The organism is Desulfobacterales bacterium (assembly GCA_034003325.1).
GTDB lineage: Bacteria > Desulfobacterota > Desulfobacteria > Desulfobacterales > JAFDDL01 > JAVEYW01.
In genome coordinates this window covers 73,591-95,929 of record JAVEYW010000013.1, presented here as the reverse complement: position 1 = coordinate 95,929, position 22,339 = coordinate 73,591, and the positions used below count along the sequence as shown (strand labels likewise).

The 22,339-nt window shown below is 52.3% G+C and carries 23 protein-coding genes; 14 read left to right on the top strand and 9 right to left on the bottom strand.

Features of this window, described 5'->3' with window-relative positions:
- Nucleotide 1 precedes the first annotated feature (1 nt).
- On the top strand, nt 2–1,786 hold the full coding sequence (locus RBT11_14525) for an adenine deaminase C-terminal domain-containing protein (GenBank protein ID MDX9787996.1): 1,785 nt from the start codon (nt 2–4) through the stop codon (nt 1,784–1,786).
- 128 nt (nt 1,787–1,914) lie between these two features.
- The gene (locus RBT11_14520) at nt 1,915–2,388 is read left to right on the top strand and encodes a CBS domain-containing protein (GenBank protein MDX9787995.1); all 474 of its coding nucleotides are present in this window, start codon (nt 1,915–1,917) and stop codon (nt 2,386–2,388) included.
- 91 nt (nt 2,389–2,479) lie between these two features.
- Here the strand turns inward: RBT11_14520 and bioB are convergent, their stop codons facing one another.
- The 5 genes from bioB to queD all read right to left on the bottom strand — a co-directional run bounded on the left by bioB (nt 2,480) and on the right by queD (nt 7,341).
- The gene (bioB, locus tag RBT11_14515) at nt 2,480–3,484 is read right to left on the bottom strand and encodes a biotin synthase BioB (protein MDX9787994.1); all 1,005 of its coding nucleotides are present in this window, start codon (nt 3,482–3,484) and stop codon (nt 2,480–2,482) included.
- Complete coding sequence (gene bioD, locus RBT11_14510; GenBank protein ID MDX9787993.1) at nt 3,475–4,146, bottom strand: dethiobiotin synthase; 672 nt, start codon at nt 4,144–4,146, stop codon at nt 3,475–3,477. The genes bioB and bioD overlap by 10 nt, the downstream gene beginning before the upstream one ends.
- Nucleotides 4,136–5,302 (bottom strand): 8-amino-7-oxononanoate synthase, encoded by a 1,167-nt coding sequence (locus RBT11_14505; protein ID MDX9787992.1) that lies wholly within the window; start codon nt 5,300–5,302, stop codon nt 4,136–4,138. Before RBT11_14505 ends, bioD begins: the two co-directional genes overlap by 11 nt.
- Nucleotides 5,295–6,599 (bottom strand): adenosylmethionine--8-amino-7-oxononanoate transaminase, encoded by a 1,305-nt coding sequence (bioA, locus tag RBT11_14500; GenBank protein MDX9787991.1) that lies wholly within the window; start codon nt 6,597–6,599, stop codon nt 5,295–5,297. Before bioA ends, RBT11_14505 begins: the two co-directional genes overlap by 8 nt.
- Before the next feature lie 361 nt (nt 6,600–6,960).
- A complete protein-coding gene (queD, locus tag RBT11_14495; GenBank protein ID MDX9787990.1) occupies nt 6,961–7,341 on the bottom strand; it encodes a 6-carboxytetrahydropterin synthase QueD in 381 nt (126 codons plus the stop codon).
- 258 nt (nt 7,342–7,599) lie between these two features.
- Between queD and RBT11_14490 the strand changes: the two genes are divergently transcribed.
- The 3 genes from RBT11_14490 to RBT11_14480 all read left to right on the top strand — a co-directional run bounded on the left by RBT11_14490 (nt 7,600) and on the right by RBT11_14480 (nt 9,353).
- The gene (locus tag RBT11_14490) at nt 7,600–7,935 is read left to right on the top strand and encodes a hypothetical protein (GenBank protein MDX9787989.1); all 336 of its coding nucleotides are present in this window, start codon (nt 7,600–7,602) and stop codon (nt 7,933–7,935) included.
- Nucleotides 7,936–8,283: 348 nt separating this feature from the next.
- Nucleotides 8,284–8,826, top strand: a complete 543-nt coding sequence (locus RBT11_14485; protein ID MDX9787988.1) for a YeeE/YedE thiosulfate transporter family protein — start codon at nt 8,284–8,286, stop codon at nt 8,824–8,826.
- Nucleotides 8,823–9,353, top strand: coding sequence for a YeeE/YedE thiosulfate transporter family protein (locus RBT11_14480; GenBank protein MDX9787987.1), 531 nt, complete (start codon nt 8,823–8,825; stop codon nt 9,351–9,353). The genes RBT11_14485 and RBT11_14480 overlap by 4 nt, the downstream gene beginning before the upstream one ends.
- 6 nt (nt 9,354–9,359) lie before the next feature.
- On the opposite strand, the gene RBT11_14475 is transcribed toward RBT11_14480, so the two are convergent.
- A complete protein-coding gene (locus tag RBT11_14475; protein ID MDX9787986.1) occupies nt 9,360–10,181 on the bottom strand; it encodes a radical SAM protein in 822 nt (273 codons plus the stop codon).
- A 216-nt stretch (nt 10,182–10,397) separates the two neighbouring features.
- On the opposite strand from RBT11_14475, the gene RBT11_14470 reads away from it, so the two are divergent.
- Entirely contained in the window at nt 10,398–10,904 is a 507-nt protein-coding gene (locus tag RBT11_14470; protein MDX9787985.1) for a ferritin family protein, read from the top strand.
- 9 nt (nt 10,905–10,913) lie between these two features.
- On the opposite strand, the gene RBT11_14465 is transcribed toward RBT11_14470, so the two are convergent.
- Nucleotides 10,914–11,591, bottom strand: a complete 678-nt coding sequence (locus tag RBT11_14465) for a Crp/Fnr family transcriptional regulator (protein MDX9787984.1) — start codon at nt 11,589–11,591, stop codon at nt 10,914–10,916.
- Between the two features lie 153 nt (nt 11,592–11,744).
- Here RBT11_14465 and hcp point away from each other — a divergent pair, with 153 nt between their 5' ends.
- From hcp to RBT11_14425, 8 genes are all read left to right on the top strand, one after another.
- On the top strand, nt 11,745–13,373 hold the full coding sequence (gene hcp, locus RBT11_14460; protein MDX9787983.1) for a hydroxylamine reductase: 1,629 nt from the start codon (nt 11,745–11,747) through the stop codon (nt 13,371–13,373).
- A gap of 322 nt (nt 13,374–13,695) precedes the next feature.
- Nucleotides 13,696–14,436 carry an HD domain-containing protein gene (locus RBT11_14455; protein ID MDX9787982.1) on the top strand — a complete coding sequence of 247 codons (741 nt, stop codon included), beginning with the start codon at nt 13,696–13,698 and terminating at the stop codon, nt 14,434–14,436.
- 59 nt (nt 14,437–14,495) lie between these two features.
- Complete coding sequence (locus tag RBT11_14450) at nt 14,496–15,254, top strand: 4Fe-4S binding protein (protein ID MDX9787981.1); 759 nt, start codon at nt 14,496–14,498, stop codon at nt 15,252–15,254.
- Between the two features lie 551 nt (nt 15,255–15,805).
- On the top strand, nt 15,806–16,987 hold the full coding sequence (locus RBT11_14445) for an ABC transporter substrate-binding protein (GenBank protein MDX9787980.1): 1,182 nt from the start codon (nt 15,806–15,808) through the stop codon (nt 16,985–16,987).
- 40 nt (nt 16,988–17,027) lie between these two features.
- Nucleotides 17,028–17,945 (top strand): branched-chain amino acid ABC transporter permease, encoded by a 918-nt coding sequence (locus RBT11_14440; protein MDX9787979.1) that lies wholly within the window; start codon nt 17,028–17,030, stop codon nt 17,943–17,945.
- An 11-nt stretch (nt 17,946–17,956) separates the two neighbouring features.
- The gene (locus RBT11_14435) at nt 17,957–18,973 is read left to right on the top strand and encodes a branched-chain amino acid ABC transporter permease (GenBank protein MDX9787978.1); all 1,017 of its coding nucleotides are present in this window, start codon (nt 17,957–17,959) and stop codon (nt 18,971–18,973) included.
- Nucleotides 18,974–18,990: 17 nt separating this feature from the next.
- Nucleotides 18,991–19,758 (top strand): ABC transporter ATP-binding protein, encoded by a 768-nt coding sequence (locus RBT11_14430; GenBank protein ID MDX9787977.1) that lies wholly within the window; start codon nt 18,991–18,993, stop codon nt 19,756–19,758.
- On the top strand, nt 19,758–20,480 hold the full coding sequence (locus tag RBT11_14425) for an ABC transporter ATP-binding protein (protein ID MDX9787976.1): 723 nt from the start codon (nt 19,758–19,760) through the stop codon (nt 20,478–20,480). The genes RBT11_14430 and RBT11_14425 overlap by 1 nt, the downstream gene beginning before the upstream one ends.
- A gap of 117 nt (nt 20,481–20,597) precedes the next feature.
- Here RBT11_14425 and RBT11_14420 read toward each other — a convergent pair whose 3' ends face one another.
- Nucleotides 20,598–21,299: an OmpA family protein gene (locus RBT11_14420; protein ID MDX9787975.1), complete on the bottom strand. Its 702-nt coding sequence runs from the start codon at nt 21,297–21,299 to the stop codon at nt 20,598–20,600.
- Nucleotides 21,300–21,707: 408 nt separating this feature from the next.
- Nucleotides 21,708–22,025 (bottom strand): glycogen-binding domain-containing protein, encoded by a 318-nt coding sequence (locus RBT11_14415; GenBank protein ID MDX9787974.1) that lies wholly within the window; start codon nt 22,023–22,025, stop codon nt 21,708–21,710.
- Nucleotides 22,026–22,339: the final 314 nt, after the last annotated feature.

Genomic DNA, 22,339 nt, shown 5'->3' with positions numbered 1-22,339 from the left:
CATGAATGGCTTTGGCCCCCTCAATGCGGTCAAAAACCGAAACTCCCGATTACTGATGAATGTCGCGATGGGAAAGCTGGCGGCCGATCTGGTTATCACGAACGCGAGCCTCATGAATGTCTATACGGCGGAGATTCTGGAAAACCACGCGGTCGGCGTAAAAGGCGATTTCATCGCCTATGTGGGAGAGGCGCCTGAGAAGCTGATCGGCCCAGCCACACACTGCATCGATGCCGCAGGGAAGACGCTCGTACCGGGCTACATTGACGGGCACACCCATCTGGCCTTTATGTATGGCATTGACGAATTTTTGAGACATGCGATTCCGGGCGGCACCACCACCCTTATTACCGAGGTCATGGAACCTTACCCGGTCAGCGGTGTTGCCGGTGTGCTGGACTTTTTAGCGTCGTTGCAACATCAGCCGGTCAAAATTTATGCCACTGCGCCGGCCATGGTGTCCATTTCCGAAAAAACGAAGGGAATCCGACCCGAAGATTTGCAAACCTTGCTGGACAGAGATGATGTTCTGGGTCTCGGCGAATCGTACTGGCAGGCCGTGTTGCAGTCTCCCGAGGTGTATCTTCCGGCACTTGAACAAACACTGCAACAAGGCAAGGTTCTCGAAGGACATTCCGCAGGCGCCCGGCACCACAAGCTATCGGCCTATGCCGCCTGCGGCATCACCTCGTGCCACGAACCCATCAGCGCGGAAGAAGTGCTGGAACGGTTGCGGCTGGGCTTTTATGTGATGGCCAGAGAGGGAAGCATTCGACGGGATTTAAACGCCATCGCGGAAATAAAAGACAGGAATGTCGATCTACGCCGGTTGATTCTTTGCACCGACAGCATCGCGCCAGGCGAATTGATTGAAAAAGGATACATGGAACATGTCGTGCAGCAGGCGGTGGGGTATGGCATTGATCCCATCACGGCCGTTCAAATGGTTACGCTCAACGTAGCAACGCATTTTTCCATCGAGCATCTGGTCGGCGGTATCGCGCCCGGCAGGTACGCCGATATGCTGATATTACCCAATCCAAGCACTTTTTCACCGGAACTCGTCATCAGTTGCGGAAAGGTAGTCGCCCGAAACGGCCAATTAACCGTTGCGCCGAGAAAGCATCCCTACTCTCACCAAAGCAAACATAGTATTGCATTGCCTAAAGCGCTAACACCTGCTGATTTTATCATTCAAGCGCCCTTTTCAAGCAAGGCGGTTGCAAGCGTTCGCGTCATCGAAATGGTGACGGACCTGGTGACGGCGGAAAAGATCATGAGCCTTCCCGTAACAAATGGGGCAATCGAAATTTCAGCCGATCAAAACCTATTGAAAATCGCCGCCATCGACAGAACCCATACACCGGGCCAACTATTTACCGGGCTCATTCTGGGATTCGGTCTTAAAACCGGCGCATTTGCCTGCAGCGCCACGTGGGACGCTTCCGATATCATTGTGGTGGGGGTGGATGAATCGGATATGGCCCTGGCCGTCAACAGCGTTGCGCAGTTGCAGGGCGGCGCCGTGTTGTGCGCTAACGGGCAAATTATTTCTCAACTGGCGTTGCCGGTATTCGGCCTCCTGTCGGAAGCGCCTATGGCGGAAATCGCCGCCAATATCAAGGCCATTAATGAACGGACAATCGGCCTGGGGGTTTCCTTTCCGGACCCGCTGTTGTCCCTGAACACCCTGACCGGCGCTGCGATTCCCTATCTCAAAATTTGCGATGAAGGCTTGGTGAATCTTAAAGACGGCAACCTCACCGGTTTGTTCGTGGAAGTCTGACAGCAGCGAAGAACAGACATTGTAAAAATAATTTCGGAATGGTAGTTAATAACTTAAAATCATCCCAAAAGGTTAGTATAATTTTAATCCATTGAGATTTCATACGATTTAATAAAGAGGCGACAGAAATGAAAACCATAAAAAGCCTGTTGGCGGAAAAAGGCCATGACGTATGGTCTATTTCATCCGGCGAAACCGTTTACAAAGCGCTGGAATTGATGGCGGAAAAAAACATCGGTGCCTTGATGGTCATTGACGATTGCAAGGTCATCGGCATTATCACGGAGCGCGATTATTGTCGGAAAGTGATCCTTAAGGGAAAATCCTCTTATAATATCCTCGTTGGCGAGTTGATGACGACGAACCTTACCTGCGCGACACCTGAAGACACGCTGGACCATTGTTTGTCGCTAATGGTCGCCAGGGATTCTCGTCACCTGCCGATTTTTGACCATAGCGAATTAGTGGGTATCGTAACCCTGGCTGATGTTGTTAAACAGATGCTTTCGAAACAACAGATCGAAATCGATAATTTTGAGAATCTGGTATATGGTGGTTATCGGGCCTGTGACACCCCTTCCACGCCGCCGAAGGAACGATAACCGGATCTCACGCAAGATCGCAACAATTGCAGCGCTGCTCTATGGCTCCTTCTGGGCGTTCTTGGCGGGTTTCGCGCTAAAAATTTCTTTTTTATGAAGTCGTCAAACCTGAGCCGCACCTTTCTTTCACCACCATTCCCAACTGTTTCAAAAGCACCAAATCGCTTTCCACGGTGCGGCCGGCGGCAGTCAGGTAATTTCCCGTCATGATACCGCTGGCGCCGGCATAAAACACGAGGGGATGAAGTTCTCTTAAATTGGCTTCCCTGCCGCCGCAAATCAGAATCTGCTTATCGGGCAGCACAAACCGAAACAAAGCGATGATTTTCAAACAGCGCAACGGCGTCAAACCCACGGACTTCTCAAAGGGCGTCCCCGGAATCGCCACCAGGAAATTCAGCGGCACCGCATCGACATTAAGGTCGCGCAACGCGAGGGCCAATTCCAGCACCTGGTCATCGGTTTCGCCGATCCCGAAGATGCCGCCGCTGCACACCGTCAGCCCGGCCGCCTTGGCAGCCCGAACCGTGGCCACGCGATCCGCATAGCGATGCGTGGTACATGTATTATCAAAATGACTTTCCGCGGTTTCCAGATTGTGATGGTAGCGCCCTACCCCGGCGGCTTTCAAAATTTCAAAATCCTGCGAAGTTAAAATCCCCAGCGATGCGCAGGTTTCGATTCCCGCCTTTCCCACTGCCGAAAGCGCGGCGGCGACTTCCTTCACCTCGGATGTTGCAAGGCTTCTGCCTGTGGTGACAATGGAATAGCGATGGATAGGAGAATCGGCAGCGCGTGTTCCCACTTCAACCAGTTTGCGCCTTTCCAGCAACGGATAGACCGGGGCATCCGTGCAGTAATGGGCCGATTGCGCGCAAAACCGGCAATCTTCGCTGCATCGGCCGGACTTGGCATTGCAGATGGTGCAAAGATGCACCGTGTTGCCGAAAAAATGCGCCCGCAACAGATCCGCCCCTGCCATAAGGTGAAATACCTTTTCTTCGGGAAAGCGGGCAATGGCGCGCAAGGTCTTCAGGTCGGGGGTTTCCCCGTCGATCCTATTCTCAGCCAATGCGATAATTTGTTTTAAATCCATTCATCCCCCTGTCTTGCGGCCGCAGCCCGCTTCAAATCAAAGCAACGGTTGAACGTGTCCAAAAGGCTTTTCCCGGTGATAACAGCCATGGGCGGAATTTCTGTGATCACCCGAATATGGCCGAACGATTCGATGGCGGCCCGGTTATCCGGGTTGATTGGCCCATTCATGACGACACCGAGAATGTTGGCTTTGATGCTTCTCAATTTCTCCAGGGACAATAAGGTATGATTGATGGTGCCCAGCGTGCTTCGGGCCACCAGCAGCACCGGTGCACGAAGCTGATGAATGAGATCCGCCATGGTCTCTTTTTCGTTCAGCGGCACCATGATGCCGCCGGCACCCTCAATAATCAGGTGATTGGCCAGGCGGCGTTCGGGCAATTGAATGGCAGCCAGATCAATGCGAACGCCTTCCCGGGAGGCCGCCGCATGGGGAGAAAGAAATGGCGAAAGCACGTATACCTCCGGGTGAAAAAACGTGTTCGGCAAGCCCGTTTTGGATCGTATCCACTCCGTATCCGTGCCCGCTTCGGCGCCGCTTTGCACCGGCTTCCAGTATTCCGCGCGAAGTCCCGCAACCAGCAACGCGGAGACAACCGTTTTACCAACCGCCGTATCCGTGCCTGCAACAAAAATCGTGTCCGGGAAATTACCTGCCATGCTGCTCGCTCCAGGCCTTAAACGCATCGATGACCTGTTGCGCCTGCTGCCGGGTGTGCAACGCGGTCAGCGTGAGCCGAATGCGGGATTGCCCGGCTTCAACCGTGGGCGGCCGAATGCCGGTGGCCATAATGCCCCTATTTTCCAGAAAGGCCGATAAGGCCATGGTTTCTTCTTCTCCCCCGATCACCACCGGCACGATCTGAGTAGTGGACGCTCCCGTCTGCCAGCCCATTTTCAGCAGAGCGTTGCGAAGATAATCCGCATGCGCGGAAAGCTGCGCGCGCTCGGCATCCATTTGCGGCACCAGGTCCAGCGCGGCATCGATGCTTCCCAAAACCGCGGGCGGCAAGGCCGTGGTAAAAATAAGCCCATGACAGCAGTTGATCAGATAGTCGCGAATTTTTTCCGAACAGGTCACATACGCCCCGTAAGCCCCGCACCCCTTGCTGAAGGTGCCCATGACCACGTCCACCTTTTTCCCGGCCGTAAGGCCCATGCCTCGCACGCCGAAAACACCGGTCGCATGCGCCTCATCCATATATAAAATGGCGTTGAACGCATTGGCCAGCTCGATCAACGCATCCACATCGCACCGGTCCCCGTCCATGCTGAACACGGATTCGGTGACAATCAAAACCCGCGAATACGCCTTTTTTCGGCTTTGCGTCAAAAGTTGCGCCAGATGCGCCAGATCGTTATGACGAAATCGCTCAACGCGACACCGGGCCAGCAGCGCGCCCCGAATCAGGCTGTTATGGTTCAGCCAGTCCGATAATATCAGCGAATCCCGGTCCGCCAGCGTGGAAAGAAGCGCGATATTCGTCTGATAACCCGCATTCATGATAAGCGCGGAAGGGCTGCCCTTAAGATCGGCCAGTTTTTTTTCGATGCCGTCAAAACAGCTCAGGTTGCCGCAAATATGTCTTGAGGCCGTTGCCCCGGCGCCGAATTTATCCATAAATTCGGCAGCTCGCTCCCTTAACAACGGATGTTTAGAAAGCCCAAGATAGTCATTGGAGCAGCAATTGAGCACCAGTTTACCATCAAGGGACACCATCGGGCCTGTTTCCGGCGCAATTGAGCGAAACCTGCGAAACAGATGCCGGGCGTGCCGGTCCTCAAGCGCATGGTCGATAAAATCGAATTTATTCAACTTCCGCTTCCGTCACCACCTCGCAAATCGCCCGCGTCACCGTTTCCAGATCCTTTTCCGAAATGATGTAGGGCGGCATCGTGTAAACCAGTTTACCAAAAGGCCGAATCCAGACCCCCTTGTCCACAAACCGCTTTTGCATTCGGGCCATATGGACGGGCTGCTTCAGCTCCACCACGCCGATGGCGCCCAGCACCCGCACATCCGTTACCTGTGCCAGGCGCTTGCAGGGCATGAGACCGGCCAAAAGCCCTTTTTCAATATTCAGCACGCGTCTTTGCCAATCCGAATTCAACAGCTTTTCAATGCTGGCCGCTGCCACGGCACAGGCCAGAGGATTTCCCATAAACGTCGGACCGTGCATAAAGACACCCGGCGCATTGCCGCAAATGCCGTCCGCCACTTCCTGAGTGGTCAAGGTGGCGGCAAGGCTCATGTATCCACCGGTAAGCGCCTTTCCCAGACACATAATATCGGGGTTAATCCCCGCATGCTCACAGGCAAAGAGTTTTCCGGTCCTGCCGAATCCGGTGGCAATCTCATCCAGAATCAGCAACACGTCATACTCATCACAAAGCGCCCGGACCCGCTGAAGGTAAACCGGCGAATAAAAGCGCATGCCGCCGGCGCCCTGCACCAGCGGCTCTAAAATAACGGCCGCGATCTCGTGATGGTGCGCGGAAATCAGGGCCTTGAACCCGTCCAGGTCCGCCTCGTCCCAGGGCGCATCAAACCCACATGGGGGAGCGTCTGCAAAATAATGCACCGGCAACACGCCGGTAAACAGCTCATGCATGCCGGTTACCGGATCACACACGGCCATTGCGCCAAAGGTGTCTCCGTGATAGCCGGATCGAACCGTCAACAGCCGGTGCTTGCCCGGGCGTCCCATGGCATGCCAGTATTGAATGGCCATTTTGATGGCGACCTCTACCCCCACGGAACCGGAATCGGAGAAAAAAACCTTTTCCAAAGGCTCAGGCGTCATCTGCGTCAGCAAAGCCGCCAGCGCCACGGCCGGCTGATGCGTGATGCCGCCGAACATCACATGACTCATTAATGTTACCTGGTCACAAAGCGCCCGATTCAGCTCCGGGCAGTTATAGCCGTGAATCGCCGCCCACCAGGAGCTCATCCCGTCAATGAGTTGCCTGCCGTCCGCAAGCGTCAATCGAACCCCATCGGCCGATACCACCGGATACACGGGCAGCGGGTCCGTTACGGAAGTATAGGGGTGCCAGATATGCTCCCGGTCGAATTTTAGCCAGTTGTCGGAAAAAGTCTCTCGCTTATTCATCCATCCACTCGTAACCATAAAAAAAATTAACGCCGGTTTAAAAGGTCCATTACCCTTCAAGACAGAAGCTACCCGCTTGCCGATGGACCTCATGCGGCTCATTCCTATGGAGCATATCGTCATTTGTCAATAATCCATTCGATGATACGGATCTTTTCCATTGGGAAACATGGTGCCGAAGGCCTAAAAATTCGAAACCGTTTGTTTTCGGAATGTGCGCCACCTGGCGCGGGTGGACAACGAAATGCCTTTTCTGCGGTTTTTGGGAGCGGCAGCCGTACTCTCCAGTCAACTGCTCAATCTTGTATCCTTACCGGCAATAGGTCTTTAGCCTTTCGAAGAGATTGCGGATCTACGGCACTCATTCTTCCCAATAAAACGCGCCGGCATTCGGGGTTTCGCAAACCCTTATTTTGGAAACCTGAACAGCGTCGTTATTGAGCATGTTGCCAATTTCATTGTACAAAAAACAAGCTATGTTTTCAGATGTCGGATTGGTGTTTTGAAAAGCGGACAATTCATTTAGATTGAAGTGGTCCAGGCCGGTTAACACCTCCTTGACCGCCGTTTTAATCTCTCTGAAGTCGACACCAATCCCGATTTCATCTAATTTTTTGCATTTAACGTACACCTCGATGATCCAATTATGCCCGTGCAAACGGGCACAGTCACCGGAATATCCCTTCAGCGCATGGGCCGCGGAAAAATGCGTTTTAATATATACCTCATATATGCCGGCCATTTTCGATACCTTTTGCCACATAGGGCGTTTTAAAATGAACCCAATATAAAATATTGGCGTTATCATCAGTACCATCGGGCAATCTCAATGGCAATTTATAAACAACGATTCGAAGCGCCCATCAAAATAATGGGGTTTCCCTATCATAATCTCCTGATTTAATCCCTGTTGCACTTTAACGCGATGATCATATTCTTTAACCATAAAAAGAAGAACAGCACTGGTGTAAGCTCATCGGAAAATAAGGAGGAAATAACCATGGAAAATAGACTGGACAAGGTATTGACCCGAATGAAAGACAAGTTTCAGAATCACCTGATAACAGACTCCAGGCACTACATGGAAGTCGATATCGGCAAGGAGGCCGATGAGATGGGGTTCGTTGACATAAAGGAAAAATATCATCATGTTTATGCGGTGATTCCGCTCAAAGAGGCGGTTGCCGGTATAAAGGTGCGTATTGACGGCAGAACTTTTGTCAACTATGCGCAGTTCGACTCGGGGATTGCCGTGCCGGGATACGTCGCCAAAGACTCCGGGTTACCGTACAAGACATTTATACCAAAAAACAGCATGATCTGTAACATTGCGTAACCGGTCGGACGCCACTTATCGGTGTAGAAACACACCGATTCCGGAAAAACCCGATGCAGTTAACTTGATCCGCGCCGTATGGCCTAATCCGGCAAGGCCGGATGCTGGAATGCTGGGATGCTGGGATGCATAAAAGCCATCTTTCAGCTTTGGCGAATGTACATGCAAAAGCGTGCATGTTTCTGGTAAAGGGTATAATCCGGCAAAGCCGGAAACCGGGCCGCTGGTCAATTGATGTATTTTAAGGTATAAAAACAGAATCGGCCGCGGGCGAATGGGTTCGGCGCCGTTGAGCGCCAGGTCCTGTTCAATCAGCATGAAACATTAGATGGAAAGGAGATTTCCGGAATGAGTCAGCAAACAAGGAATGGCGGATGGAGCCCCTATGTGGCAGGGGCACTTGTGGGCCTTCTGGCGATTGCGTCAGCCTATGCCACCACGCAGTGGCTTGGGAAAACCAGCTACCTGGGGGCTTCAACCACCTTTGTTCGAGCCGCCGGTGTGCTTCAACAAGCGATTGCCGCCGAGCATGTGGCTGCAAACGAATACTATCAGGAGACGAAAATCAAGATCGACTGGCAGTTTATGCTGGTATTGGGCATTTTTCTGGGGGCATTCATTTCTTCCATGTCAGATAAAAGTTATAAATTTGAGCCTGTCCCCCCTACTTGGGAAGAGCGGTTCGGCCCATCCATCGGAAAACGGGCGGTTGCCGCTTTTCTCGGCGGTGCAGTCGCCATGGTGGGGGCTCGCCTGGCGGACGGCTGCCCGAGCGGGCATGGTCTGAGTGGCATGATGCAATTATCGGTCAGCTCCTTTGTCGCTCTGGTCATGTTTTTCGGCATCGGCGTTCTGGTTGCCAACCTCGTTTACCGAAGGAGGTCCTCATGACTACTGATCAGTGGCTGGGTCTTATCACAGGGGTTTTGTTCGGGTTTTTGCTTCAAAAAGGTCGGGTCCTTCGCTTCGACAAACAGATCGGCGCCATGCTGTTCAAGGACATGACGATTTTAAAATTCATGCTCTCGGCGATAATGGTCGGCATGGTCGGTATTCTTCTGATGTCCGATTTGCAGCTCATTAAACTGAGCCACAAGCCAATGAATGTGGGCGCTATTGTGATCGGAGGGGGACTTTTCGGCGCCGGATGGGCGATCATGGGGTTTTGCCCAGGCACGTCGATCGGCGCGCTGGGCGAGGGCCGCTGGCATGCGCTGTTCGCGGTAATCGGCATGGTGGCCGGCGCCGCGCTTTTCGCGGAGCTTTATCCTTTTTTTAAATCAACGGTTCTTGCCTGGAAAGATTTCGGAAAGATCGGGATGCCGGAGACGATCGGTCTGTCGAAGTGGGTCATTGCGCCGCTCTTTTGGGTGGGGGTGATCTCTTTATTCTTTTGGTTCGAGAAGAAAAAAATTTAATCTTCGTTACGGGGCGGCAGGCCGCCTCATGTTACAACGCCGGTACGCCTTCTGCCAGACGGGAGACATTTTCGCCTGTTTCGTGGGCCACTGAAACCCAAAGTGGCCGCAATACCGGCAAAACAGGCGAAGATGATTCTCCAGGTCGTCACCCGGCTCGGGCAATTGCGGTCTGCCGACATTAAACTCGAAAATTCGGTCGATTCCACCCGCAACGGCGCAAGCATAATAGCCCATGGGCGTCAGCCCGATACCGCAGTCACCTAAAATCCGGCAACCGCAGGAAAAGTCGGCGAATCGATTCCATCGTGAGTCAACGGGGGCCCTGTTAAAGGGCCGGAATAAGCGTTGCCCGCCTAGTTTGGATGTATTCTTTATTGCGATATCTGCGGGCAGTTGTTGAAGCCGCCTTTGAACCTTTGCTCCGCATCCGTTTGTGCAGACAACGATTCTCAGTTCCGGGTTGTGCGCCGTTCGGTAGGCACGCAACAACTCGATGATATCGAAAAACCGGGTGTGCAGGGTCGGTTCGCCGCCCAGCAGACGAATTCGCCGCCATGTTGCACCGGATGCAATGCTCTGGTCGATAAAGGACACAATGGTTGCCACCGGCATTTCAATAGGGCTCGGGCTTTGCGTGCAGGAGCGATTGCAATTAAGGCACATCAGGTTGCACCGATAGGTAATATCAATTTCAATATAATGCCTGCTTCTTTGAAAGGGGTTTCCGAACAAGTAAACCAATGGCCGCTGGCATCTAAGAAATTGAATAAAATCCAGGGCCAGGCGTTTTACGGTAATATTACGATGGATTTTGTTACCCCTCATGGCGTGGCGTACCTTCTCGATGATATTACCGCTACAAGCCGGATTTCCCATTCTCATTATCTGCCTTGTTCATCCACCGTTTGTCAACTATTCTGATCAGTTGCCCTGTGGCCGGGGGGGGCACCGTGCTTTACAACGTAACATCGAGTCGTTATATTGGAGAACATGTGATGCGGTGCTTAATTTCCGGTAGAATGAAAGGAACGGCGACAGATTATGATTTATGATTTTAATGCAGATGCGGTATTTGAAATGGCGGAGCACATCGAAAAAAACGGGGCTAAATTTTATCGGAACGCCGCCAGACGCGTGACAACGCCCGGCATTAGGGAAATGCTGCTGCGGCTGGCCGCAATGGAAGATGAGCACCAAAAAACCTTTGCCGAGTTTCGAAAAAAATTATCCGCGTCGGAAAGGCAACCCCTCATGGCCGGAATCGACCCGGATATTCAAAAATATCTTAAAGCACTGGCCGATACACGGGTGTTTCATCATAAGAAAAAGCCCAATGTAGCGATCAGCGAAACACACACTGAAATCGATATTATCGAAGACATCTACCGTTCCGCCATTCGCGCGGAAAAAGATTCCATCGTCTTTTATGCGGGCATCAGGGAAATGGTACCCGAAGCCTTTGGAAAGTCAAAAATAGACGACATCATCAAGGAAGAAATGGGCCATATCACGACCTTAAGTGTCGAGCTGGCGGGGGTGAACAAGTAGCGGGCGCCTTCATTCCAACGTCATGGCGCCATCGGAAAGAAACTGAAGTCCTTCAGGACTCCTCAATCCGATGCGCCGGCCGCTGACTTCAATCAGATCGGCTTTGCTCATTCTGGCCAAAATGCGGGACAAGGTTTCGGGCATGGTTCCCAGAAGGCTCGCAAGCTGCCCCTTGGAAATAGATAAGGTAACCTTTTGCGGATGTTTTTGCTCCTCCGAAAGATACAGCAGATAAGAGGCAAGGCGGGCGGGCACCTCCTTTAAGGACAGGTGCTCGATCTGCATGGCAAACTGGCGAAGCCGCATAGCCAACACCGCCAGCATGTTCAGGCCCAGGGAAGGATTTTCGGTAATAAGGCGAACAAAATCGTTTCTCGGAAAAAAAAGGAGGCTGCTGGCGGCGATGGCATGGGCATGGGCCGGAAAAGGGTTTCCGGCGAAAACGGGCACCTCTCCGAACGGTTCACCGGCGCCGAAAATATGTAGAATTTTTTCCTTCCCGTCCAGGGAAGATTTAAAAATTTTCACCGTTCCGCTTTTGACCACATAAAAGCCGTTGCCGGGATCACCTTCGGAGAAAATGATTTCATCCTTGCTGTATTTTTTTACCACTGAAATGGCCTTCAGCGCGTTCAAATCGCTTGGGGCAAGGCCTTCGAAAAGGGGAATGCTCGAAAAAAAGTCCATCATTTTTCCTTTAATTTTCAGTTTTTTGAAAAAATCTCATTTTTTTTGATCTAAGTCAAGGCGGCAAGCCGTGGAATTCGGTAGATATGAATCAAACAGCAATCATGTGTCATTTGTACTTAACTCATAGAAACACCTTAAGGAGGATCAACCATGTTTTGTTTTCAATGTGAACAGACCGCTAAAGGCCAGGGATGCACCAAAATCGGTGTTTGTGGAAAACAACCGGAAGTCGCCGCGCTTCAGGATCTGCTGATATATGCGGTAAAGGGAATAAGCCAGGTGGCGCTGGCAGGCAAAAAAGTGGGCGTAAAGGACGCCGCTATCGACAATTTTACCTGTGAAGCCATCTTTTCGACACTCACCAACGTTGATTTTGATCCGGCGCGCTTTGACGGCCTGATTCGCCAGTGCGTCTCGTATCGCGAGGCACTAAAGGAAAAGGTAAAGGCCGCCGGCGGCAACGTGGCGTTTTCGGACGGACCGGCGGTATTTGAGCCGGAAAAAACCCTTGAGGGGCTGGTAGCGCAGGGCGAAAAGGTCGGTATCAAGGCCGATCCCAATGCCAACGAAGACATTCTCTCTTTGCAGCAGCTCCTTATTTATGGGCTTAAGGGCGTGGCCGCCTATGCGGACCATGCGCGAATTCTCGGGCAAACCGATGATGCGGTCTTTGAGTTTATTTATGAGGCCATGGGAGCAACACTGGATAAGAGCCTGGGCGCCGATGAACTGGTGGGTCTGGTCATGAAATGCGGCCAGATCAACCTGCGGGCAATGGAGCTACTGGACGCTGGAAATACGGGTGCTTATGGACATCCGGTGCCCACAAGCGTTCCTTTGGGTGCCAAAAAGGGAAAGGCACTTCTCGTCTCCGGTCATGACCTGAAAGACCTGGAAGCCATTTTAAAGCAAACCGAAGGCAAGGGAATCAATGTTTACACGCATGGCGAGATGCTGCCCTGCCACGGATACCCGGAACTTAAGAAATATTCTCACTTTTACGGTCATTACGGTACGGCCTGGCAAAACCAGGCACGGGAATTTTCCCAGTTTCCCGGAGCGATCGTCATGACCACCAACTGTATTCAAAAACCCCAGGAAATCTATCAGGACAATATCTTCACCACAGGCCTCGTTGGATGGCCGGGCATTCCGCATATCGCCGACAAGGACTTTACGCCGGCGATTAATCGCTCCCTGGCACTACCGGGTTTTGCCGAAGATGTTCCCGGAAAAACCGTGATGGTCGGTTTTGCCCGCAACACGGTCATGGGCGTCGCCGGCACCGTGATTGAAGCCGTAAAGAATAAGGCCATTCGCCATTTCTTCCTGGTCGGCGGCTGCGACGGCGCCAAACCGGGACGCAACTACTACACGGAATTTGTGGAGAAGGTGCCGAAGGATTGTGTGGTTTTGACACTTGCCTGCGGCAAATTCCGGTTCTTTGACAAAGATCTTGGCGACATCGGCGGCATTCCGCGCCTTCTGGATGTAGGCCAGTGCAATGATGCTTACTCCGCGGTTCAAATCGCCGTGGCGCTGGCCAATGCCTTCGGGTGCGGCGTCAATGATTTGCCGCTGTCCATGATTCTGTCCTGGTATGAACAAAAAGCAGTCGCCATCTTGCTGACGCTGCTTTCCCTGGGGGTTAAGAACATTCGGCTCGGCCCCTCCCTGCCGGCGTTCATCTCCCCCAACATTCTCAACGTGCTGGTGGAAAAATTCAATATCATGCCCATCAGCACGCCGGACGAGGATCTGAAGGCCATTCTGGGATGAAATCCGGCTTTAGCCGGATGCTGGAAAGCTTGAAAGCCGGGACGCTGGAAGGCTGGGAAGCAAAAAGGCTTTAAAGAAAAGGGCCGCCTTCGATGACAAACGGGCGGCCCATCTTCCGGCCCTATCGGCTGGATCCGTTGGGGGTTATGCCAAAAGCAAACAGGTACCCGTTCATAACGAATTTTTAATCAAAATCGGAACTGAGTGTTGAAAACTTCAGGCGGGAGCAATTGCTAAGATGCTTATGAAAACGAGGGCATCCTCAGATGCTCAACTCTCAATTCTCAATTCTTAATTATCAACTGTAGTCAGGAGGTTTCCCATGAAATGCCCGGGACAGGACAGCAGGTACTGGGAAGCAAGCGCTATTTTTGAAGCGCATTGCCCCAAATGCGGCGCAAGCGTGGAGTTTTTCAAAGACGACACGGCGCGAAAATGCCACCAATGCGATCATCGGTTTATAAACCCGAAAATGGATTTCGGTTGCGCGTCCTATTGCGAGCACGCGGAGCAATGTCTCGGCACCCTGCCCCCCGAGCTGCTTGCGCAAAAAGAGGATCTGCTAAAAGACCGGGTCGCCGTTGAAATGAAACGGTATTTTAAAACGGATTTTAAGCGCATCGGCCATGCCATGCGGGTGGCGCGCCATGCCGAACACATCGGCAAGGGGGAAAAGGGCGACCTCGGCGTCATTCTTTGCGCAGCCTACCTGCACGACATCGGTATTGTGGAGGCAGAGCGCCAGCACAACAGCAATGCGCCCAAATACCAGGAACTTGAAGGCCCTCCCATTGCCAGAAGCATTTTAACCAAGCTTCGCGCACGCGAGGAGATCATCGCCGAAGTGACCGACATCGTCGGCCATCACCATCATCCAAGGGAAAAAGAAACGCTGAACTTCAAGGTGCTTTATGACGCGGATCTAATCAGCAACCTGGAAGAAAAGCATAAAACCGAGCCCATCGCAGCGGATCAGATCAAGAACCGATTGAACAAATCGCTATTTACTGAAACAGCCAAGGCGTATGCCCGCAAACTTTTTAATGTAGAAGCGACGTTATGATCGATTCCAATCCACAGCTGATGGCTCTTGATTTCCGGCAACGCCGGCATAGGTGACATATGAAAAAAGTAAAACGAAAAATTATTCAAATAGATGAAGAACGCTGCGATGGTTGCGGCCAATGCGTGCCGGCTTGTGCGGAAGGGACCATCGCCGTCATCGACGGCAAAGCCAGAATCGTGGCGGACAATCTCTGTGACGGTCTGGGCGCCTGCCTCGGAGAGTGCCCCAACGGCGCGCTGAGAATCATCGAGCGGGAAGCCGAGGAGTTCGACGAAACAGCAGTCGAAAAACGTCTGGCGGAAATTGAAAAAGCGTCGGCCAAGGCCGAACCGGCCGCCATGCCATGCGGGTGTCCGTCAACCCATATTATGGAGTTCGGCAAAGCACGACCCTGCCCTGAATCCACCCCTGGGAAAATCGAACCGGCAGTCAAGTCGGAATTGACCCACTGGCCGATCAAGATTCGGTTGGTGCCGCCTGACGCTCCTTTTTTAAAAAACGCGGATCTTTTGGTCCTGGCGGACTGCGCGGCGACGGCCTGTCCGGAGTTGCACAAAAACCTTCTGAAGGGCCGCGTCGTCATGATGGGATGTCCCAAATTTGACGAGGTTCAGGCTTATGTTGACAAATTCGAGCAAATCTGCCGAAATGGCGGCATCCGCAGCATTACCACCGTCATTATGGAGGTTCCCTGCTGCAGCGGGCTAAACGGCATTGTTCGAAAAGGCATGGAAGCATCCGGGAAAAATATCCCGCTCGAAGAGATCGTTATCGGTCGCAGGGGCGAGGTGGTTGAACGCAGAAAGGTCGCGTAATTTGTCCGGCCGGTGGGGCGAGGCTGCAGGATCAAACCGCAACGTGCACGTTTGACTGGTCTTAATAAACACCTATCCCGGCGGCATTAGAACAATCACCTTTCTCTTCGTAGGCCGCGACGCCGTAGAAGGATAATCAGATTCCAGCCGTGTCAAACTCACCCATAAGACCTTGTAATGAAAAAGCAGCCTGCCATGAACGCGCACACCTCAAATGAGCCATCATAATAGCCAGTAGGTTGTTATTGAGCGTAAACCGGCGGGCTGCGTTTTCATAACAACGCCTAATGGGTTCAAACAGTGCCACAGCCTCCATCCGATCATCCTTCCACGGCGCCGCTAATGCCGCTGCAACCAGATAGATAAGCAATTGCACGGGAAGGATATGTCATTCATCTTGATTTTTAATGGTCAGATGGTATGAGATGCACTGCATCACGAAGCTGATCGCTAGATTCAACGCAGAAAAGTTGGGCCGGTCTTACTGTTTAACTTAATGATATTTTTTGTTTTTCAGGCTTCGTTCCGATTCATTCAGACAGGAGGCAGGTATGAAAAAATCCTTGGCGATTTTTATCGTCATATTTGGCACCACCGCGTGTTTTGGGGTCTTCGGCTGCGGAAAGCAACAGGAACAAACGATCAGAGTCGGGTTTAACATTGAATTGACAGGCGACATTCCAAAGGTCGGGGAAGCCTCCAAATATGCCGGAGAATTGCTGAAGGATGAAATTAACGCGTTGGGCGGGCTTCAGGTCGGAGATAAGAAATACAAACTTGAATTTATTTACGGCGACAACGAGGCCAAGCCCGAATCCGCGGTCAACACGGCATTGAAGTTGATTACGCAGGATAACGTGTTGGCCGTCATCGGCCCGAACTCAAGCAAACAGGCCATTCCGGCGGGCGGTACCTGTAACGACAACCAAACGCCCATGGTGTCACCCTGGTCCACCAACCCGGATACGACGAAAGATCGTCCCTGGGTTTTCCGGGCGGGCTTTCTGGATCCCTTTCAAGGCCCGGTAGCGGCCAATTTCGCGATCAAGCAGTTTCATGCCAAGACATCCGCGGTTCTTTTCGATATGACCAATGATTACAGCAAGGGCCTTGCCGAAATTTTTAAATCGGTCTGGATCGAAAAGAACGGCGAGGGCTCCGTGGTGGCCTTTGAGAGTCACAGCGACAAGGATCAGGATTTCAGCGCCCAGCTCACGACCATCATCGCAGCCAAGCCGGACTTTATTTTTATCCCCGATAACTACAACCAGGTGGCACTCATCGTAAGACAGGCATTGGACCTTGGCTGGAGCGGCCCGATCATGGGATCGGATGCCTGGGGCTCTGCGGAGCTCATGACCCTGTGTGGCGATCACTGCAAGGGGCTTTTCTTTTCCACGCATTACGCTGCCGAGGGGGCTATGGGAAAAACCAAAGAATTTATTGATAAATACCATGCCAAATTCGGTTATGTGCCGGATGACGTGGCTGCGCTGACCTGGGATTCCCTGGGGATTGTTCTCAAAGGAATACAAGAAGCCGGAACGTTGACCGGCGATCTTGCCGCGGACCGAAAGGCCGTGCGGAATGCCATGGCAACGATCAGCGATTATGACGGCATCACCGGAAAGATGAAGTTCGACGGCACCATCGGCGACCCCATTAAATGCGCCGTCGTCGTGCGCATCAGCGATGAGGGAAAATTCGTTTTCCAGGAATCGGTTTGCCCGTAACCCGGCGACCCCTTCCCTTTTCGTTTTATCGGTGAATGACGTGGTTGAACTAGTGATTCAAAATGGGGTCAATGCCCTGCAATGGGGAAGCTTTTACTCCCTGATTGCGTTGGGCTATTGCCTCGTGTACGGCGTGCTTTCCCTGATCAATTTCGCCCACGGCGACATCTTCATGGTCGGGGCGTATATCGCCTTTTTCGTTTCCACACTGTTGCTCGGCGTTTCAACACCGGTCTTGCCCAATGGGGTCATCCTCGCACTCACCATCCCCCTGACCATGGCCCTGACCGCCGGCGTCGGGGTTTTCATCGAACGGGTGGCCTACCGGCCGTTACGCAAAAAAGGCGCGCACAAGCTCTATGTGGTCATTACCTCTCTTATGTGCGGGTTGATGCTGGAAAGCGGCAATCTCGCCCTGCTCGGCGCCAGCCGGAAAAAATTCCCCGACCTTCTGGACAAAGTCGTATACACCGTCGGTGGCGTCAGCATCACCAATCTGAAAATCATCGTGGTGGTGGCCGCGCCGATCGTCTTTCTCTTATTGCAGTTTATCGTCACCAAGACCAGAGCCGGAATGGCCATGCGGGCCATTTCCTACGATCGGCTGGCCGTTCCGCTCATGGGTATTCCCATTGATTATATCATCATTGTCACGTTCGTGCTGGGCTCTGCGATGGCAGGGCTTGCGGGCGTTCTGTTCGCCCTGTCCTATCCGGTGCTGGAACCCTATATGGGCGCGCTCATGGGATGGAAGGCCTTTATCGCCGCGGTCGTGGGCGGCATCGGCGATATCCGCGGGGCGTTTGTGGGTGGTTTTTTACTGGGGTTTCTGGAAATTATCGTGGTGGCGGTTTTTCCCTCCGCCTTTCGGGATTTGATTGCGTTTGCCATTTTGCTCGTGATTCTGTCCTTACGACCGACCGGGCTTTTCGGCGTGGCAAAAACAACGAAAATATAAACCGAAAAAAAATGATGCGAAACTATAGCCTTCCCTTACTCATCGCCGCACTCTTTGCCCTTTTGATGACCCTGTTTGCGACCCATTTTCTATCCGGGTATATGCAGCAGGTCATTCGCTATATGTGCATCAACGTGATGCTGGCGGCCAGCCTGAACCTGGTGAACGGGTATATGGGCGAATTTTCCTGCGGACATGGCGGATTCATGGCGGTGGGAGCCTATGTATCCTCGGTGCTCAGTGTGCTTTTGTTCGCGGAAAGCAAATATTTCGGCGCCCCCCTGTTGTCGCCTTCCCTGGCGGTCTATTTATTTCCCGCTATTTTGCTTATTGGTGCCGTATGCGCGGCCCTGGCCGGATTATTGGTGGCGATTCCCTCTTTTCGAACCCGGGGGGATTATCTGGCCATCATCACGATTGCGGCCATTTTCATTATTATCACCCTCATCGTAAACCTTGATTTCATCGGCGGCCCCAGGGGATTTATGGGCATGACCCAGGTGGTTCGTGCCATGGAAAAGGAATTCAACATTCCCTGGATGCTCCTGTGGATTTATTCGGGCATGATTCTGACCCTCTGGCTGCTGCGGCGTTTTGTCGACTCCACCCTGGGCAAGGGCGTTATGGCCGTGTGCCAGGATGAAACCGCCGCCGAGATGATGAGCGTCAACACCAATCGAATGAAACTGGTGGCCTTTATGATCTCCTCGGGCCTCGCGGGGCTTGCGGGCGGGCTTTTCGCTCATGATTACGGATATATCAACCCGAACGCCTTTGGGATCATGAAATCTACGGAATGCATGGTCATGGTCTATCTGGGCGGCATGGGGTCTTTGAGCGGCGCGGTCCTGGCGGCGGTGCTGTTTACCCTGCTTCTGGAATCCCTTCGCGGGCTTCAGATTCTAAAATGGGTGATTGTGCCGTTCATGCTGATTATTCTGATGCAGTTCCGGCCAGAAGGAATTATGGGAAACCGGGAGCTATCGGATCTTTTCCCGAAATTAAAGCGTTTTTACCGCTTCAAATGACCGATTGGAAATAGGGCATGCCTCTTTTGGAAATACGGAACCTGACCCGATCTTTCGGCGGTCTTTGCGCGGTTTCGAAGTTTGATCTCACCTTGAACGGCCACGAACTCTATGGCGTCATCGGCCCGAACGGCGCGGGCAAAACCACCATTTTCAACCTGATCAGCGGCTTTTACCGGGCAAGCCGGGGAAACATCGTTTTCAACGGAACCAACACCCGCGGACTCAAACCCCACCAGGTGACCCGCCTGGGAATCGGTCGAACCTTTCAGAATATTCGGCTGTGGCCGGCCATGAGCGTACTGGACAATCTTCGCATCGCTCAGCATTACCAGTTAAATTACGGGCTATGGGACACTTTTTTTCGTACCCGGCGCTTTTTGAACCGGGAGGAGGCGATTCTGAATTTTGCCATGGAGATTCTCGATTCTCTGGGGCTTTCCCAGGTGGCTCGGGAGGTTCCGGGCAACCTGCCCTATGGATTGCAACGCCGTGTGGAAATCGCAAGAGCGCTGAGCCTCAAGCCCAAACTCCTTCTTCTCGATGAACCAGCGGCCGGGCTCAACTCCTCGGATGTGCAGAACTTGATCGAGCTGGTTCGCGCCATTCATCAAAGATTCAATGTGACCATTCTTCTCATCGAGCACCAGATGAAGGTGGTCATGAGCCTCTGCCAACGAATCAAGGTGATCGATTTCGGCGCCACCATCGCAGAGGGAACACCGGAAGAGATTCAGAACAACCCGCTGGTCATCAAGGCATACCTGGGAGACGAGAAAATTTAATGCTGAGCATCGAGAACCTTCATGTACGGTACGGAAACATCGACGTCCTTCACGGCGTCTCCTTTCATGTGAATGAGGGAGAAATCGTCACCTTGATCGGCGCAAACGGCGCCGGAAAAACCACCACTCTTTTTTCCATCTGCCGGGTGCAGCCCCCGGATGGCCCCACCGTGGTGTCGGGTAACATTCAATTTGAAGGAGAAAGTCTGCTTGCCGTTGAAACACACGAAGTCGTGGCCAAAAAGAAAATTTCGCTGGTGCCGGAGGGCCGCCACATTTTCGGAAATCTCACCGTCCTTGAAAACCTGGAGCTGGCTACTTATGCCCGGAAAAATGATTCCGGCATCAAGGCGGATTACGAGCGGGTTTTTTCTCTGTTTCCCCGGCTGCTCGAACGCGCCAGGCAGCGTAGCGAATCCTTATCCGGCGGAGAGCAACAGATGCTGGCCGTGGGCAGATCCCTCATGACCGGATGCCGGTTCTTACTTCTGGACGAGCCGTCCATGGGGCTGGCGCCGGTATTGATGTATGACCTGTTCCGGGCGTTAAAGGAATTAAATCGCCAGGGAATCACCATTCTGGTGATCGAGCAAAACGCGAGACTGGCCCTACAGTTCGCTCATCGCGGCTATGTCATGGACACCGGCGAGATCGTGGTGCAGGGATCCTCCGAAGCGCTGAGGAATGATCCCGATGTGAAAAAGGCATATCTCGGGGGCTGACATGCTTCGAGACGCCATGAAGGAAAACGGCGCCCCCCTGATTAAATTCTTCAAGGGGGAGCCGTACCCGTTTGTTGAATAATCTTATCAAATATCAGCCGCGGAACGGTATTCACCCTATTTGAGGATCACCAAATCCACCCGGCGGTTCTTGGAACGGCCTTCCCGCGTGGTATTGGGGTGTTTCGGTTGCGCCAGTCCGAAACTCACCGTTTTCAACCGATCGCTGCTAATCCCCTTTGATACTAAATAATCATGCACGGATTTGGCCCTTCGGTCACCCAACGCCTTGTTATAGGACGCTGGCCCCATGGAACATGTGTTGCCTTGCAGTTCCAGCACCACATCCGGGTTATCCATCATGGTCTGGGCCGCCCGATCCAATTCCGCCTTGGCGTCCGGTGTTAGGTCCGCCTTGTCGAAATCAAAATACACTGAATGAAAACTAATGGGCTGCCTTTCTACCGGCGCCGGTGCGGGGGCGGGCGGCGGGGTCGGTGCGGGCGGCGGCTGACAGGCTTTCGCTTCGTTTGCCAGATCCCGCGCTTGGGCCAGCATGTTCATCGCCTTGCTTACATCACACGTCGTACAAGACCAATAGGCGATCATTGCCTGTTTGGCCAATTCTTCCGCCTGTGCAATTTTTTCAGGACAATACGTTGCACCCTCGGATTGTTTGGCACTTGCAATGGCTTCCTCTGTCTGTGCAACCTCCGGCGGCACGATGAGGGTCCGGTCGGTGACACCGAAGTGAGATTTTGCACACCCGACCATACCGATAAACAGGACACATAAAATCAGAACCCATTTCTTATTCATACCAGACGCCTCCCATTTGAATGACAATCTGTTCATAAAACGGAGAACGAAAACGTTTCCATTTTCTTTTCTCCCCCAGGGCCATCCTCCCCAATCACAAAAGAAAATTCAGATTAACGGCGCACATGCAGTAAAATTATGCTGACCCCCGTCTTTTTTCAAGCTATTTTTTTTCAAGTATTCCATACACGCCGCAAACAAGACAATTTTCAAGATATAAAAGATTATTATCAATCACCTAATCCGGCAGAGCCGGATGCTGGGATGCTGGGATGCTGGGATGCATAAAAGCCATCTTTCACCTTCGGCGAATATACACGCAAAAGCGTGCATGTTTCTGGTAAAGGGCCTAAATCACCGGTCGATATATCAGGACACCCGCTGCGTAAGAATTTTCCAAGCGGTTTGCTATGAAACACCCCTGTTATTTTTGGTGTGCGGCACCACCACGATATAATTATTGACCGTACCGAACGGGTTGGGACAACTCTCCTGATTTGGATCATTTTTCCACTCACCGTCCACCAGAAACCGGTACTCGTATGTTTCAGGAGCCAGCATGAGTGATATTTTCCACAAGCCTTTTCTATCATGTTTCATCGGATGCGCCTTTGAATTCCAATTATTGAAGTCCCCCATCAGAATGACTTCTTTGGCTTCCGTTGACTCGTATGAGAAACTGACTCTACGCCGTTTTTCCTCTTTTACGAATTTTCCTTTCGCCATCATCGCCTCCTTAACCAAATTACAACGTTAGTAAACAATGCGGATATAAAGTTATCCTCCCTATCCCTTATAGCTAAAAGCAGGCACAGGGGGAACCGGTCACGCCGAGGAAACAATAAAACGATATAATGAACATCCTGGTAATGTAAAATTAAAATCCGTAGCCCGGACCAGAACAGCCGGTTCATCCCGCCTGAAAAAGTGACCAATATCTCAATCTATATGCGCGACCGGATGTAATGTCAAAAAAAATGACTTAAAAAAATTTAGGCTCCTCCGTTTCATGTCCTTAGCGCTCTCTCACGCACTGTCGA

Coding starts and splice junctions, on each gene's coding strand:
- RBT11_14485 (MDX9787988.1), top strand. CDS start 8,284: ATGAGTCAGCAAACAAGGAATGGCGGATGGAGCCCCTATGTGGCAGGG.
- RBT11_14465 (MDX9787984.1), bottom strand. CDS start 11,591: ATGGACTTTTTTTCGAGCATTCCCCTTTTCGAAGGCCTTGCCCCAAGC.
- bioB (MDX9787994.1), bottom strand. CDS start 3,484: ATGGATTTAAAACAAATTATCGCATTGGCTGAGAATAGGATCGACGGG.
- queD (MDX9787990.1), bottom strand. CDS start 7,341: ATGGCCGGCATATATGAGGTATATATTAAAACGCATTTTTCCGCGGCC.
- bioD (MDX9787993.1), bottom strand. CDS start 4,146: ATGGCAGGTAATTTCCCGGACACGATTTTTGTTGCAGGCACGGATACG.
- hcp (MDX9787983.1), top strand. CDS start 11,745: ATGTTTTGTTTTCAATGTGAACAGACCGCTAAAGGCCAGGGATGCACC.
- RBT11_14520 (MDX9787995.1), top strand. CDS start 1,915: ATGAAAACCATAAAAAGCCTGTTGGCGGAAAAAGGCCATGACGTATGG.
- RBT11_14455 (MDX9787982.1), top strand. CDS start 13,696: ATGAAATGCCCGGGACAGGACAGCAGGTACTGGGAAGCAAGCGCTATT.
- RBT11_14480 (MDX9787987.1), top strand. CDS start 8,823: ATGACTACTGATCAGTGGCTGGGTCTTATCACAGGGGTTTTGTTCGGG.
- RBT11_14525 (MDX9787996.1), top strand. CDS start 2: ATGAATGGCTTTGGCCCCCTCAATGCGGTCAAAAACCGAAACTCCCGA.
- RBT11_14435 (MDX9787978.1), top strand. CDS start 17,957: ATGATGCGAAACTATAGCCTTCCCTTACTCATCGCCGCACTCTTTGCC.
- RBT11_14470 (MDX9787985.1), top strand. CDS start 10,398: ATGATTTATGATTTTAATGCAGATGCGGTATTTGAAATGGCGGAGCAC.
- bioA (MDX9787991.1), bottom strand. CDS start 6,599: ATGAATAAGCGAGAGACTTTTTCCGACAACTGGCTAAAATTCGACCGG.
- RBT11_14430 (MDX9787977.1), top strand. CDS start 18,991: ATGCCTCTTTTGGAAATACGGAACCTGACCCGATCTTTCGGCGGTCTT.
- RBT11_14420 (MDX9787975.1), bottom strand. CDS start 21,299: ATGAATAAGAAATGGGTTCTGATTTTATGTGTCCTGTTTATCGGTATG.
- RBT11_14425 (MDX9787976.1), top strand. CDS start 19,758: ATGCTGAGCATCGAGAACCTTCATGTACGGTACGGAAACATCGACGTC.
- RBT11_14445 (MDX9787980.1), top strand. CDS start 15,806: ATGAAAAAATCCTTGGCGATTTTTATCGTCATATTTGGCACCACCGCG.
- RBT11_14490 (MDX9787989.1), top strand. CDS start 7,600: ATGGAAAATAGACTGGACAAGGTATTGACCCGAATGAAAGACAAGTTT.
- RBT11_14450 (MDX9787981.1), top strand. CDS start 14,496: ATGAAAAAAGTAAAACGAAAAATTATTCAAATAGATGAAGAACGCTGC.
- RBT11_14415 (MDX9787974.1), bottom strand. CDS start 22,025: ATGGCGAAAGGAAAATTCGTAAAAGAGGAAAAACGGCGTAGAGTCAGT.
- RBT11_14475 (MDX9787986.1), bottom strand. CDS start 10,181: ATGAGGGGTAACAAAATCCATCGTAATATTACCGTAAAACGCCTGGCC.